Annotated in this window: 14 protein-coding genes; 8 read left to right on the top strand and 6 right to left on the bottom strand. The window is 73.6% G+C overall.

Annotated elements, in window-relative coordinates; genetic code table 11:
• Positions 1–76 precede the first annotated feature (76 nt).
• Positions 77–469 carry a hypothetical protein gene (locus ACQEVB_RS23150; protein ID WP_432974768.1) on the top strand — a complete coding sequence of 131 codons (393 nt, stop codon included), beginning with the start codon at positions 77–79 and terminating at the stop codon, positions 467–469.
• A 3-nt stretch (positions 470–472) separates the two neighbouring features.
• On the opposite strand, the gene ACQEVB_RS23145 is transcribed toward ACQEVB_RS23150, so the two are convergent.
• The 4 genes from ACQEVB_RS23145 to cobC are packed head-to-tail and all read right to left on the bottom strand — an operon-like array spanning position 473 to position 4,459.
• Positions 473–1,540 carry a bifunctional RNase H/acid phosphatase gene (locus tag ACQEVB_RS23145; RefSeq protein WP_432974766.1) on the bottom strand — a complete coding sequence of 356 codons (1,068 nt, stop codon included), beginning with the start codon at positions 1,538–1,540 and terminating at the stop codon, positions 473–475.
• Complete coding sequence (locus tag ACQEVB_RS23140; protein ID WP_432980514.1) at positions 1,537–2,274, bottom strand: zinc ribbon domain-containing protein; 738 nt, start codon at positions 2,272–2,274, stop codon at positions 1,537–1,539. The genes ACQEVB_RS23145 and ACQEVB_RS23140 overlap by 4 nt, the downstream gene beginning before the upstream one ends.
• A gap of 5 nt (positions 2,275–2,279) precedes the next feature.
• Positions 2,280–3,410, bottom strand: a complete 1,131-nt coding sequence (locus ACQEVB_RS23135; RefSeq protein WP_432974764.1) for a Nif3-like dinuclear metal center hexameric protein — start codon at positions 3,408–3,410, stop codon at positions 2,280–2,282.
• Entirely contained in the window at positions 3,407–4,459 is a 1,053-nt protein-coding gene (gene cobC, locus ACQEVB_RS23130) for an Rv2231c family pyridoxal phosphate-dependent protein CobC (protein WP_432974762.1), read from the bottom strand. Before cobC ends, ACQEVB_RS23135 begins: the two co-directional genes overlap by 4 nt.
• Before the next feature lie 135 nt (positions 4,460–4,594).
• On the opposite strand from cobC, the gene ACQEVB_RS23125 reads away from it, so the two are divergent.
• The 3 genes from ACQEVB_RS23125 to ACQEVB_RS23115 are packed head-to-tail and all read left to right on the top strand — an operon-like array spanning position 4,595 to position 6,323.
• Positions 4,595–5,017 (top strand): protein tyrosine phosphatase, encoded by a 423-nt coding sequence (locus tag ACQEVB_RS23125; RefSeq protein WP_432980511.1) that lies wholly within the window; start codon positions 4,595–4,597, stop codon positions 5,015–5,017.
• Between the two features lie 5 nt (positions 5,018–5,022).
• Positions 5,023–5,790, top strand: coding sequence for a fructosamine kinase family protein (locus tag ACQEVB_RS23120; RefSeq protein ID WP_432974760.1), 768 nt, complete (start codon positions 5,023–5,025; stop codon positions 5,788–5,790).
• A gap of 8 nt (positions 5,791–5,798) precedes the next feature.
• Positions 5,799–6,323, top strand: coding sequence for a low molecular weight protein-tyrosine-phosphatase (locus ACQEVB_RS23115; RefSeq protein ID WP_432974758.1), 525 nt, complete (start codon positions 5,799–5,801; stop codon positions 6,321–6,323).
• On the opposite strand, the gene ACQEVB_RS23110 is transcribed toward ACQEVB_RS23115, so the two are convergent.
• Positions 6,246–6,485 carry a hypothetical protein gene (locus ACQEVB_RS23110; protein ID WP_432974756.1) on the bottom strand — a complete coding sequence of 80 codons (240 nt, stop codon included), beginning with the start codon at positions 6,483–6,485 and terminating at the stop codon, positions 6,246–6,248. The two genes, ACQEVB_RS23115 and ACQEVB_RS23110, sit on opposite strands and share 78 nt — an antisense overlap.
• Positions 6,486–6,623: 138 nt before the next feature.
• On the opposite strand from ACQEVB_RS23110, the gene ACQEVB_RS23105 reads away from it, so the two are divergent.
• The 4 genes from ACQEVB_RS23105 (at position 6,624) to ACQEVB_RS23090 (ending at position 10,657) form a co-directional block, all read left to right on the top strand.
• Positions 6,624–7,454 carry a helix-turn-helix domain-containing protein gene (locus ACQEVB_RS23105; protein WP_432974754.1) on the top strand — a complete coding sequence of 277 codons (831 nt, stop codon included), beginning with the start codon at positions 6,624–6,626 and terminating at the stop codon, positions 7,452–7,454.
• Entirely contained in the window at positions 7,447–7,656 is a 210-nt protein-coding gene (locus tag ACQEVB_RS23100; protein ID WP_432974752.1) for a DUF397 domain-containing protein, read from the top strand. The genes ACQEVB_RS23105 and ACQEVB_RS23100 overlap by 8 nt, the downstream gene beginning before the upstream one ends.
• A 681-nt stretch (positions 7,657–8,337) precedes the next feature.
• On the top strand, positions 8,338–9,237 hold the full coding sequence (locus tag ACQEVB_RS23095; protein WP_432974750.1) for an RNA polymerase subunit sigma-70: 900 nt from the start codon (positions 8,338–8,340) through the stop codon (positions 9,235–9,237).
• A 193-nt stretch (positions 9,238–9,430) separates the two neighbouring features.
• Complete coding sequence (locus tag ACQEVB_RS23090; RefSeq protein ID WP_432974748.1) at positions 9,431–10,657, top strand: hypothetical protein; 1,227 nt, start codon at positions 9,431–9,433, stop codon at positions 10,655–10,657.
• Here the strand turns inward: ACQEVB_RS23090 and ACQEVB_RS23085 are convergent.
• Positions 10,650–12,074, bottom strand: coding sequence for a WS/DGAT/MGAT family O-acyltransferase (locus ACQEVB_RS23085; protein ID WP_432974746.1), 1,425 nt, complete (start codon positions 12,072–12,074; stop codon positions 10,650–10,652). The genes ACQEVB_RS23090 and ACQEVB_RS23085 overlap by 8 nt on opposite strands.
• Positions 12,075–12,083 lie beyond the last annotated feature (9 nt).

Raw genomic sequence — 12,083 nt, 5'->3', positions numbered from 1 at the left:
CTGACGTCGAACCGTTCGATGACGAGGTTCCGCGAACGGCCCCACGGCCCGCGGGGACCGCCGGATCCTTCCCCGCATGATCCGACACTCCGATCTCCCCGCCCTCCGCGTCGACGACGACGGGCTCGACCGCGTCCGTGAGCTGGTCGGCAACGCTGCTGCTCAGCGCAGGCTCTGGCTCATGTTCGTCGACGGGGACGGGCTCCAGTCACCGGTCGTCATGCCGGTCGACGACCTGCCGCCCGCACCCACGCCTGCACTGATCGGCGGCCTGCAGCACGTCCTCACCGGACTCCGGGACCATCTCGCCGGCGGCTCGGTCCTGCTCACGCTGGAGCGGCACGGGCCGGACGAGGTGCTGGCGGCCGACCTCGCCTGGGCCGCGGCGCTGCGGACCGCCTGCGGCGGCGCCGGTGTCGCGGTGCGCGGGACGTTCCTGAGCACGCCCGAGGGGGTGCGGCGGCTGTGACGCTCAGGCCGGCACGTGGTGGGTGTCGTTCACCAGCCGCACGCTCGCCCCGCCGTCGGGGTAGAACCGCACCTCGGAGAGGGCCGCCAGGTCCAGGTGCAGCCGGTAGAGCAGGGACGGGCCGGCGTCCAGGCCGGTGCGCAGCAGCATCTTGATCGGGGTCACGTGGCTGACCACCACCACGGTCTGCCCCGGGTACTCGGCGAGGATCGCCTGCCGCTCGGCCTCCACGCGGCGTCCGACGGCGGCGAAGCTCTCCCCGCCGGGCGGGGCGGCGTGCTCGTCGCCGAGCCAGCGGCCGTGCACCTCGGGGTCGCGCTCGCGCGCCTCGGCGAAGGTCAGGCCTTCCCACGCGCCGAAGTCGGTCTCGATGAGTCCCTGCCGGACGACGAGCGGTGCGCCGGTGGCCGCCGCCACCGCCTCCGCCGTCGCAACGGCCCGCCGCAGCGGCGAGGTGAGGACGGCCGCGATCTCGGTCTCCGCCGCGAGCCGGGCCGCGGCGCCGGCGGCCTGGGCCTGGCCGAGTTCGGTGAGCTCGGGGTCGCCGTGGCCGGAGTAGCGGCGCTCCACCGACAGCGCGGTCTGCCCGTGCCGCAGCAGGAGCATCCGCGTCGGCACGCCGACCTGGCCGGTCCAGGCCACGACGGCGGGCTCGGGCGCGGCGATTCCGGCCTGCTCGTCCATGGCCCGGTTGGCCAGTGCATCGGCGCGGGCGTTGCGGGCTCGGGGCACCCAGGTGAACGTGACGGCGTCCAGCTGCGCGACCAGCTCCTTCGCCTGCGTGGCGAGGGGTTGCATCGACGGGTGCTTGACCTTCCACCGCCCGGCCATCTGCTCGACGACCAGCTTGGAGTCCATCCGCACCTCGACGGCGGTGGCGCCCAGCTCGACCGCCGCCTGCAGGCCGGCGATCAGGCCCTGGTACTCGGCGACGTTGTTGGTGGTGGTGCCGAGGCCGGCCGCGCGCTCGGCGAGCACCTCGTCGGTGGCGGCATCGATGACGACGGCGCCGTAGCCGGCTGGCCCGGGGTTGCCGCGCGAGCCGCCGTCGGCCTCGACAACTACTTTCACAGGCCCGATTCCGGCGTCCGCACGAGGATGGTGCCGCACTCCTCGCAGTGCACGATCTCGTCGGCTGCGGCGGCCTTGAGCGCTGCGATGGCCGTGCGGTCCAGCTCGAGCCGGCACGCCTGGCAGCGCCGCGCCAGCAGCAGGGCCGCGCCGATGCCGCCCTTCGCGCGCCGCTTCTCGTAGTGGTCGACGAGGTCGGCGGGGATGCCCGCGACCACGCTCTCCCGGTCGCGGCGGCGGCCCGACTCGGCGGCGTCGATGTCGGCGAACGCCGTGTCGCGGCGCTGCGTGATGTCGGTGACGGCCTGCTCGGCGGCGGCCAGCGCCACCTGCGAGTGCTCGACGTCGGCACCGACCGCCTCGCGCTGCTCCATGATCTCCAGCTGCTCGTCCTCCAGCACGCTCTGCCGGCGCTGCAGGGTCTCCAGCTCGTGCTGCAGGTCGACGGCCTGCTTGGCGCCGATCCCGGCGCCGGCGAGCAGGTTGCGGTCGCGCTCAGTGCGCGCCCGCACGCCCTCGACGTCGCGCTCGATGCGGCGGATGTCGCGGTCCAGGTCGCCCGCGGCGGTCTCGACCTCGACGAGCTTGTCCTTCGCCGTGCGCACCGCTGCCTCGGCCTCGACGAGCTGCCCGATCTCGGGCAGGTTGCGCCGCCGGTGGGCGAGCTGGGTGAGCTCCTTGTCGAGGTCGGCGAGCGTCAGCAGGGTGCGCTGGACAGCGGGATCGGCCTTCATGACGTTCAGGTCCTCCCGAGGGTCCACGGATCGGTGCGCAGGGTGGAGACGCGAACGTCGACGCTACCGTCCGTCGCCGCGCGGACGACGGCGGCCGCCTGCTCGCACCACGGCCACTCGGACGCCCAGTGGGCGACGTCCACGAGCGCCGGGCCGGACGGGTGGGCGAGCAGGTGCTCGGCGGCGGGGTGGTGGCGCAGATCGGCGGTCACGTAGGCGTCGACGCCGGCAGCGGCGGCGGCCCCCAACGCGGAGTCGCCGGCACCGCCGCAGACCGCGACCCGCTGCACCGGCCGGCCCGGGTCGCCGGCGGCCCGCACGCCCCACGCGGTCGCCGGCAGCGCGGCGGCCACCCGCTCGGTGAAGGCCGCCAGCGGCTCCGGCTCGGCGAGCACGCCGATGCGCCCGAGTCCGCGCGCGGACGGGATCGGCGCCAGCTCCAGCACGTCGAACGCCGGTTCCTCGTACGGGTGCGCGGCCCGCAGCGCGGCGACGACGGCGCTGCGCCGGTGCCGCGGCAGCACCATCTCCAGGCGGGTCTCGGCGACCCGTTCCAGCCGGCCGACCTCGCCGATCGCCGGGTTCGCGCCGGTCAGGGGCTTGAACTGGCCGGTGCCGGCGCTGGCGAACGACGCGTGGCTGTAGTCGCCGATCCGCCCTGCCCCGGCGTCGGCCAGCGCCTCGTGCACGGCGGTGATCGACGGACCGACCGGCACGAACGTGACGATCTTGTCCAGCTCCTGCTCCGGCACCGCCTGCAACGGCCCCTCGACGGTGAGCCCGATGGCCGCGGCCAGCGCGTCGGACACCCCGGGATCGGCGGAGTCGGCGTTGGTGTGCGCGGTGAACAGGGCCGCGCCGGCCCGCACCAGGCGGTGCACCAGCGCCCCCTTCGGCGTGTCGGCGCCGACGCCGTGCACGCCGCGCAGGAGCAGCGGGTGGTGGGTGACCAGCAGCTGCGCCTGCGCCTCGACGGCCTCGGCCACCGTCGCCGCGACCGGATCGACTGCGACCAGCACCGAGCGCACCTCGTCGGCCGGGTCACCGCACACCAGGCCGACGGCGTCCCAGTCGGCGGCCAGCGCCGGCGGGTAGGCGGCCTCGAGGGCGGCGATCACGTCGCCGACGGTCGTCATGCGCGCACCCCGGCCAGCGCTTCGGACAGGGCCAGCACGAGCCGCGCCACCTGCGGGGCCGGCCGCACGGCCACCCGCAGGTGATCGGCGTCCAGGCCGGGGAAGGTGTCGCAGCGGCGGACCGCGATGCCGGCCGTGCGCAGGGCGAGCCGCACCCGCTCGCCGTGCCCGTCCGGCAGGCGGAGCAGCAGGTAGGGCGCGGTGCCGGGCAGCACCCGGACTCCGGGGACGGCGGCCAGCGCGGCCGCCTGCTCGGCCCGGGCCGCGACGAGCCGGTGCGCGGCCAGCTCGGCCTCGGCGACGGCAGCGGGCTCGCTGCACGCGACGACCGCTTCCAGCGCCGGCGTCGACACCGGCCAGTGCGGCCGGGCGTGGCCGAGCCGGGCCAGCACCTCCGGCGCGCCCAGCGCGTAGCCGGCGCGCAGGCCGGCCAGACCCCACGTCTTCGTGAGGCTGCGCAGGACCAGCAGCCCGGGCGCGGACTCCCCCGCGACGGACTCCGGCTCCCCCGGTACCGCGTCGGCGAACGCCTCGTCGACGACGACCGTGCGGCCGGGTGCGAGCAGCGCGCGCAGCGTCTCCGCCGGGTGCAGCACGCCCGTCGGGTTGGTGGGGTTGCCGACCACGACCAGATCCGCGCCGGCGGGGACGGCGGCCGGGTCGAGCCGGTGCCCGTCCGCGGCGTCCGTGAAGACGTGCACGACCGGCACGCCGGCCGTGCGCAGGGCCAGCTCCGGCTCGGTGAACCCGGGGTGCACGACGGCGGCCAGCCGCGGCCGCAGCGCGGGGAGCAGCGCGAAGCCCTCGGCGGCGCCGGCCAGCACCAGCACCTCGTCGGGCCGGCGGCCGTGCCGGGCGGCCACAGCGGCCCGGGCCCGCGCGTCGTGCTCGGCGGACGGGTAGCGGCCGAGGTCGTCGAGGGTGGCGGCGAGGCGGTCGCGCAGCCAGCGCGGCGGCCCTGAACCCTGCACGTTGACGGCGAAGTCGAGCAGGCCGGGGGCCGCGTCGACGTCGCCGTGGTGCCGCAGGGGATCGGCGCCGCTGTCCATGTGATCACCCTACGGTCAGCCCGTCGGGCGGTGTGCGAGGTCGGATGGTTCAGACTTGACACCGCACACCCGCATCGGAAGGACAGCCTGTTGGACGTGGTGTTCGTCTGCACCGGCAACATCTGCCGCTCCCCCATGGCCGAGAAGGTGTTCGCGGCGGCCCTCGCCGACGCCGGGCTGGCCGAGCAGGTGCGGGTCAGGAGTGCCGGCACCGGCGCGTGGCACGCCGGGGAGGCCATGGACGAGCGGGCCGCCGCCACGCTCGCGGCGGCCGGCTACCCCGTCGATCACGTCGCGCGCCAGGTCGACGCCGAGGACCTGGGCGCCGACCTGATCGTCGCGCTCGACAACGGGCACCGCCGGGCGCTGCAGCAGCGGGTCCCCGAGCCGGAACGGGTGCGGCTGCTGCGCACGTTCGAGGCGGCGTTCGAGGGGGCGCAGAACGACGGCGACGTGCCCGATCCCTACTACGGCGGCCCCGACGGGTTCGCCGACGTGCTCGCGATGATCCGGGCCGCCGTGCCCGGGTTGCTCGACCACGTGCGCGCCCGGGTCTGATCACGATGTCGTCGGAGCTGGAGCGGGCGGGCGACGGTCGTCGCGTGTTCGTCAAGCACGGCGACGTCCGCGCCGAAGCGGCCGGGCTGGCGTGGCTGTCCGTCCCCGGCGGCCCGCCGATCGTCCCGGTGCTGGAGGCGAGCGCCGACCGGCTCGTCCTGCCCTACCTCGACGACGTCGGCCCCGACCCGGAGGCGGCGCACAGGTTCGGCAGGGCGCTGGCCTACATGCACGCGGCCGGCGCTCCGGCGTTCGGCTCGGCGCCGCCGGGCGGCCCGACGGTCGCGGCGATCGGTGCCGCCCCGATGGTCAACGAGCCGGCGCGGGAGTGGCCGGCCTGGTACGTGGGCGACCGCGTGCTGCCCTACCTGCGCTCGGCCCGCGACGAGTGGGCGATCGACGTCGCCGACCAGGAGGCCGTCGAGCAGGTGTGCGAGCGCATCGACGACCTCGCCGGCCCGCTCGAACCGCCCGCGCGGCTGCACGGCGACCTGTGGTCCGGCAACGTCGTGTGGACGGCCGACGGCGCCACCCTCATCGACCCCGCCGCGCACGGCGGGCACCGCGAGACCGACCTCGCGATGCTGGCCCTCTTCGGCTTCCCGTACCTGGACACGGTGCTCGCCGGCTACGGCGAGGTGGCCCCGCTCGCCGCCGGGTGGGAGGCCCGGGTGCCGCTGCACCAGCTGTTCCCGCTGCTCGTGCACGCGGTGCTTTTCGGCGGCGCGTACGGGCGACAGGCCGGCGACGCGGCGCGGGCGCTCCTGAGCTGATCGGGACCGTGACCTATCGCGTGGTGTTCGTGTGCACCGCCAACATCTGCCGCTCCCCCGTGGCCGAGAAGGTCTTCGCGGCCGAGGCGGCGCGCGCCGGGCTGGCGGTGGACGTGTCGAGCGCGGCCATCGGGCCGTGGCGCGTGGGCGAGCCGGCCGATCCGCGCTCGGTGGCTGTGCTGCAGGCCGCCGGGTACCCCACCGAGCACGTCGCCCGGCAGGTCGGCCCGGCCGAGCTGGCCGCCGACCTGGTCGTCGCGCTCGACCACAGCCACGTCCGCGCGCTGCGCCACCTCGGTGCTCCGCCGGAGCGCATCCGGCTGCTCAGCTCGTTCGATCCCGCGGCTCCGCCGGGCGCGGAGATCCCCGACCCGTACGGGTACGGGCCCGACGCCTTCGCCGTCATGCTGGGCATGGTGCGAGCCGCGGTGCCCGGGCTGATCGCGTATGTCGCATCAGAAGCGGAGCACCCGCATGTGCGTGTGGCAGGTGGGACACGGCGCGCCCGGCCCCGCGGTCATCGGCGCCGGTAGGACGCGGGCCTGGCAGACCACGGTGAAGGTGCCGGCCCGCGTGGCCAGACCCTCGGCGTAGAGCGGCTCGCTGATCACGTGGGAGACGCCGCTGCGGGCGTCGGTCAGCTCGACGAAGGCCGGCCGCACGCGCGGGGCCGTGGGCTTCTGGCGGCGGAACATGCAGTCACTTTCGAGCGAGAAACGCCTCGGCGCAACGGCGCATTCTGGAACACTCACGCCCACGGTTGCGTAGCGCGATTCCGCAAGGGGTTGCCGATCGACGCACCTGTTCCAAGGTGAAACACTGTGGAGGTGACCATGACCGGAGGAGGCTCCGTCGTCGTGCGCCGCCAGCTGGGCGCCAAGCTGCGCCAGCTGCGGCTCGCGGCGGGGAAGGACGTCATCGACGTCACGGAGGCCGGACTCGGCAGCAAGGCGAAGATCAGCCGGATCGAGACCGGCAAGGGCCCGGTCCGGGTGGCGGACGTTCGCGCGCTGTGCTGGCTCTACGGCGTCGACGCGGCGTCGACGGACGCCCTCGCCGCCATGGCGCCCGGCACACAGCAGGACGACTGGTGGGAGGTCTTCGGGGAGTCGGTCGTTCCGGACTGGTTCGGGCTGGCGGCGAGCCTCGAAGCGATCGCGTCGAGGATCAGGTCGTTCGAGCCCGGGCTGGTGCATGGCTTGGTCCAGACACCCGACTACGCCAGGGCCACTTTCCAGGCCGATCCACGGCTGGACGAGTCGGTGATCGCGAAGCGGGTCGAGTTCCGCATGGAACGCCAGCGACGGGTGCTGGAGCGCGGTGGGCAGATCGACATCGTCCTGCACGAGAGCGCGCTGACGATGGTGGTGGGATCGGCTGACGTGATGCGTGCCCAGGTCGATCACCTGGTCTCGCAGGCCGCGCGGCCGAACGTCTCGATCCGGGTGCTGCCGTTCGCGGCGGGGGCCTACCCCAGCAGCGGCACCTTCCGGCTCATGGACTTCGACGACCCTGATGATCCCTCCGTGGCCTACGTCGAGATGCCGTACTACGGCGCCCGATACGTGGACACGCCTCGCGAGCGCGCCGAGTACGAGTTCGTGTTCGACCTGGTCGCCGCGAAGTCGCTCCCCATCGAGGACTGGAGGAAGCAGCATGAATGACACGCCTTGGATCAAGGCGAGCCGCAGCGGCAGCAACGGCGGCGAGTGCGTCGAGCAGCGCCGCCACGCCGGGATGATCGAGGTGCGCGACACCAAGGACGCCGGCGCCGGCCCCACCCTCCGCTTCACCGAGGCGGAGTTCGCGGCCTGGCTCGACGGCGCGAAGAAGGGCGAGTTCGATCACCTGATCACCCCGAGCTGACGACCAGGCACCGGTTGCCCGCTCCCGGACCGAACGCGTGAGCCGACGCGGCGCGCTGCGGCCGCGACCGCCCGCCGGGAGTTGGCGTTGATCATGGGCAAAACGTCGTCCGGAGAGATCGACAAGCGACGTTTTGCCCATGATCAACGAACGACCCTGGCGCGGAGCGGCCCAGCCCCGCGGCGGTCGCGGTGGCGGTCGCGGTTGCGGTGATCAAGGGCAAAATGTCGTTCGGAACGATCGACAAGCAACACTCTGCCCTTGATCACCGCGCAAGAGCACGGCCGACACAGTTCAACCCCACCACCAGAGCGCGGCGACCCCTCTGCCCAGCGGTGCCCAGCCCTGCGGCGGTGCAGGTGACGGTGATCAAGGGCAAAACGTCGTTCAGGAAGATCGACAAGCAACACTTTGCCCTTGATCACCGCACAATCGCACGGCCGCCCCCCGTTCGACCCCCCACCTCCAGGGCACCGCGACCCCGACATCCCCCGGCCCAGCGGTGCCCAGCCCCGCGGCGGTGGAAGTGACGGTGATCAAGGGCAGAACGTCGTCCGGGAAGATCAACAAGCAACACTTTGCCCTTGATCACCGCAACCCCCCACCGCAACTCGGTGGCGGACCACCGATGAGTTCAGCGCCCGCCGCCGGTCCTATCCCCGACACGACGAGGGAGCGGACATGTCGGTACTGCTGGACGAGCTGCATGCGACCTCGATCGAAGCGCACCGCCTCGAGCTGACCGGGTTCTGCTACCGCATGGTGGCGTCGGCGTTCGTCGCCGAGGACGCGGTGCAGGAGACGCTGCTGTTGGCGTCGCTGCACCACGACCGGTTCCGCGCGCAGCGGCGCACGTGGCTGTACCGCATCGCCACCTCCGTGTGCCTCGACGTGTTGCGCGGCGCCGCGCCGCGGGTTCTGCCGACGGCCGGGGGCCTCGTGCCCGGCCAGCTCGTGCTGCCGGTGCCCGACGACCACGTCCAGGACGCCGGCGGCGACCCGACCACCCTGCGGCTCCCCTACGTCGCGGCCCTGCAGCAGGTGCCGCCGCGGCAGCGCGCCGCCCTGCTGCTGCGCGACGTGGCCGGTCTGTCCGTCGCCGAGGTCGCGGACGTGCTGGACACGACCACGTCCGGCGCGGCGAGCACCCTGGCCAGGGCCCGCGCCGCGCTGGCCGCCGCCGCACCGGCCGCGACCGAGCCGCTGCGGCCCGACGACCCCGTCCAGCAGGACCTGCTCGTCCGCTACCGCCGCGCCGTCGAGCAGGACGACGTCACGGCGCTGGTCGCCCTCCTGCACGACGACGTGGTCGTGGCGATGCCGCCGCACGAGTGGTCGGTGCGCGGTGTCGCCGCAGCCCGCGAGGTGCTGGTGGCGGCGCGCCGGCCCGGCCGCGTCACCCGCCTCGTCCCGACGGTGGCGAACGGCTCCCCCGCCTTCTGGCTGACCACAGCGGCCCGCCGCGGCGGGGTGTACGAGCCGGAGGCGCTGGTCGTCCTGGAGACGGCGGGCGGGAGGATCACGGCGATCACGACGTTCCTGGACGGCCCCCGCCTCCTCACCCTCTTCGCGTACGGCTGAGCCTCCACCGCGGTCCCGAAAAGCAGGTAGCCGACTACCTGCGTCCGTCGTCCCGAGGCGTGTCACCGTCAGGCCGATTGGCGTGAGATGCCCGAAAGGCGGCGAGATGATGCGTCGAGTCCGATTCGCTGCGGGGGCGCTGCTGGTGTCGGCGTCTCTGCTGGCCGCGACGCCGGCACTGGCGGACACCCCCGTGCCCGACGTCAAGATCGAGATCGTGGGAGTGGATCCGGCCGACCAGAGCAAGGTCATCGTCCGGGCGACCAATGTCGGGCCCTCGTGGTCCCAGAACACGTCGGTCGAGGTCGAGGCGATTCCCCCGGAAGCCGGCTCTCGGGTGACGCTGCCGGTCAGCGACCTCAACGTGCCCGGGACGCCGGACTACAACAAGAACGATCGGTACTACGACGAGGTCGACGACGTCGTCTACACCCTGGCCTCCGCTTGCCGGCCCGGGGTCAAGGTCCGAGCGACGCTTGCGCCGGCCAAGGCGTACGACGGAACCCCCGAGACGAAGCTCGCCGACAACACGGTTGAGCGCGAGCCCTGCCCGGCCGGCGGCGAGATGGGCAAGGCGGCGGGCATGGCACCACTGGAGTCGAAGCCCGGCGCTCCGGCCGATCGGCCACGGCCGGCGCCGAACATCGCCCGATCGTTGCTCCCGCTCACATTGCCCAAGACGCCAGTGGTGACGCCGACCGTCCCGGACTTCGCCTCGCCAGGCCAGCACACCCTCACGCTGGGCGTGCGGACGTCACGCTTCGCCGGCCAGCAGAACACGTTCGAGGACTTCTGGGGAGGCTGCCGCGACAATCGCGGAGCATTCCCCGGGCCGCTGCGCGGCACCGTCGGATTCGGGAACACCGAACTCCCCGCAGGCACCCGCTGCGGCGCCACCAACTTCCAGGTGGCTCTGGACTTCGATGACAGCCCACTGCGGCAGATCCCGCAGGTCAGGATCGACAACGCGAAGCTGACCTACGACGAGTCGCCCGCACCGTTCTGCCCTCTGGTGCTGGGCCAGGACACGCCGTGCTGGAGCAGCGGCGGTGGCTCGCCCGAGCAGAAGCCGAACGGCTGCGTCGAGATCAAACTCCCGACGGTGGACTGGATCAAGAGCCCGCCGCCCGGCCTGATCCCGTACTCGGGCGACCCGAACCCGGCGAGGAACCGCGTGGACCCGCACACCTGGGACGTGACCGAACCGTTCCGCTGGCAGCTCAACCCGAGCAACCGGCCGCTCACGCCACCCGGGACGCCAGCCGCCCCCAGCGGCTTCGGGTTCCTGATGGCCGGCGCCATCCACATCGACCAGCTCGACGGGAACGACAACACGGTGTGCATCTCGCAGGTGTCCAACGTCAGCTTGCGCGTCACCTACACCGTGTTCAAGGAAGGGCCTCCGCCGATCGTCAAGTAGCGGTCGACCGCTCGACGAGCTCGGCCAGCGCCTCCTCCAGCGACTCGGCCAGCTCGTCCACGTCGGGCATGGCATCGCGGTCGGCGGTGAGGCCGTAGTGCACGTGCCCGTCGTAGGACGTGATGCCGATGGCGACGGCCTGCCGCCCGCCCAGCGGCACCACGGGGTACATCTCGACCATCCGGGCGCCCATCGCGTAGAGCGGCCGGGGCGGGCCGGGCACGTTGGTGACCAGCACGTTGTAGAAGTTGCTGGAGAACCGGCTCGCCATGCGCGCGCCGAGGCTGTGCAGCACCGGCGGCGCCAGCCCGACCAGGCCCATCAGGGTGGCCGCGCCGATCGCCTGGCCGCCGCGCTTGTGGCCTTCCATGGCCTCGCGCAGCATCCGCAGCCGCTCGACCGGATCGGTCTGCGCGACGGGCAGGTCCACCAGGTAGGCCGAGATGTTGTTGCCGGCGGGCCCGATCGTGCCGGTCTCGCGGGCCCGCGTGCGCACGCTCACCGGCACCATCGCGCGCACCTGCGTCGACGAGGTCAGCGGCTCGCCCCGACTGATCATGAACCGGCGCAGCCCACCGGTGACGACCGCCAGGATCACGTCGTTGACGGTGCCGCCGTGGGCCTTGCGCACCGTGCGGTGGTCGGCGAGTGTCGTGCGCAGCGTGCCGTAACGGCGTTGCTGGCCGGTCGCCGCGTTGAGCGCCCCGACGGGCCGCGACGCCGCTGCCCGGCGCCCGGCCGACAGCACTCCGCCGACCGTGCGGGTGACGGCGTCGGCGGTGGCCCGCACGTCGGTGACGGCCCGGCCGGCGGTCTCACCGGCCAGCTCGATCGCCGTCCACGGCCGCCGCAGCAGGTCCACGGTCGCCGTCGCAGCCAGCGCCAACCCGGACGGCTCCGGCGCCGGCCGCCACTCCTGCGCCGGTGTGGCCCGCGGGACCGGGGTGAGGTCCAGCAGGGCCGCCCCGATGTCCATCGAGGCGAGCCCGTCGACCATCGCGTGGTGGGTCTTCGTGACAACGGCGAACCCGCCGTCCGCCAACCCCTCCACGACGTTGACCTCCCACAGCGGGCGGCTGCGGTCGAGCTGGCGCACCAGCAGCCGCCCCACCAGCTCGCGCAGCACAGCCGGCGTGCCCGGCGCGGCGAGTGCTGTGTGCCGCACGTGGTAGTCGATGTCGAACTCGGGGTCGTCCACCCACACCGGCAGCCCCAGCCCGCCCGGCACCGTGCGCACCTTCTGCCGGTAGCGCGGCACGAGGTGCAACCGCTCCTCGATCAGCGCCGTGAACGCAGCGACGTCGAACGGGCCGTCAGCCGGTTGTTCGAACGTCATCACCCCGCCGACGTGCATCGCGGTGGTGCGGTCTTCAGCGAAGAGGAACGAGGCGTCGAGCGTGGAGAGCCGGTCGGGCACTCCGTGATT

Source organism: Pseudonocardia sp. CA-107938, assembly GCF_050936315.1.
Classification (GTDB): domain Bacteria; phylum Actinomycetota; class Actinomycetes; order Mycobacteriales; family Pseudonocardiaceae; genus Pseudonocardia.
The sequence above is the reverse complement of the archived record's forward strand: the minus strand, read 5'-3'. Positions and strand labels throughout refer to the sequence as shown.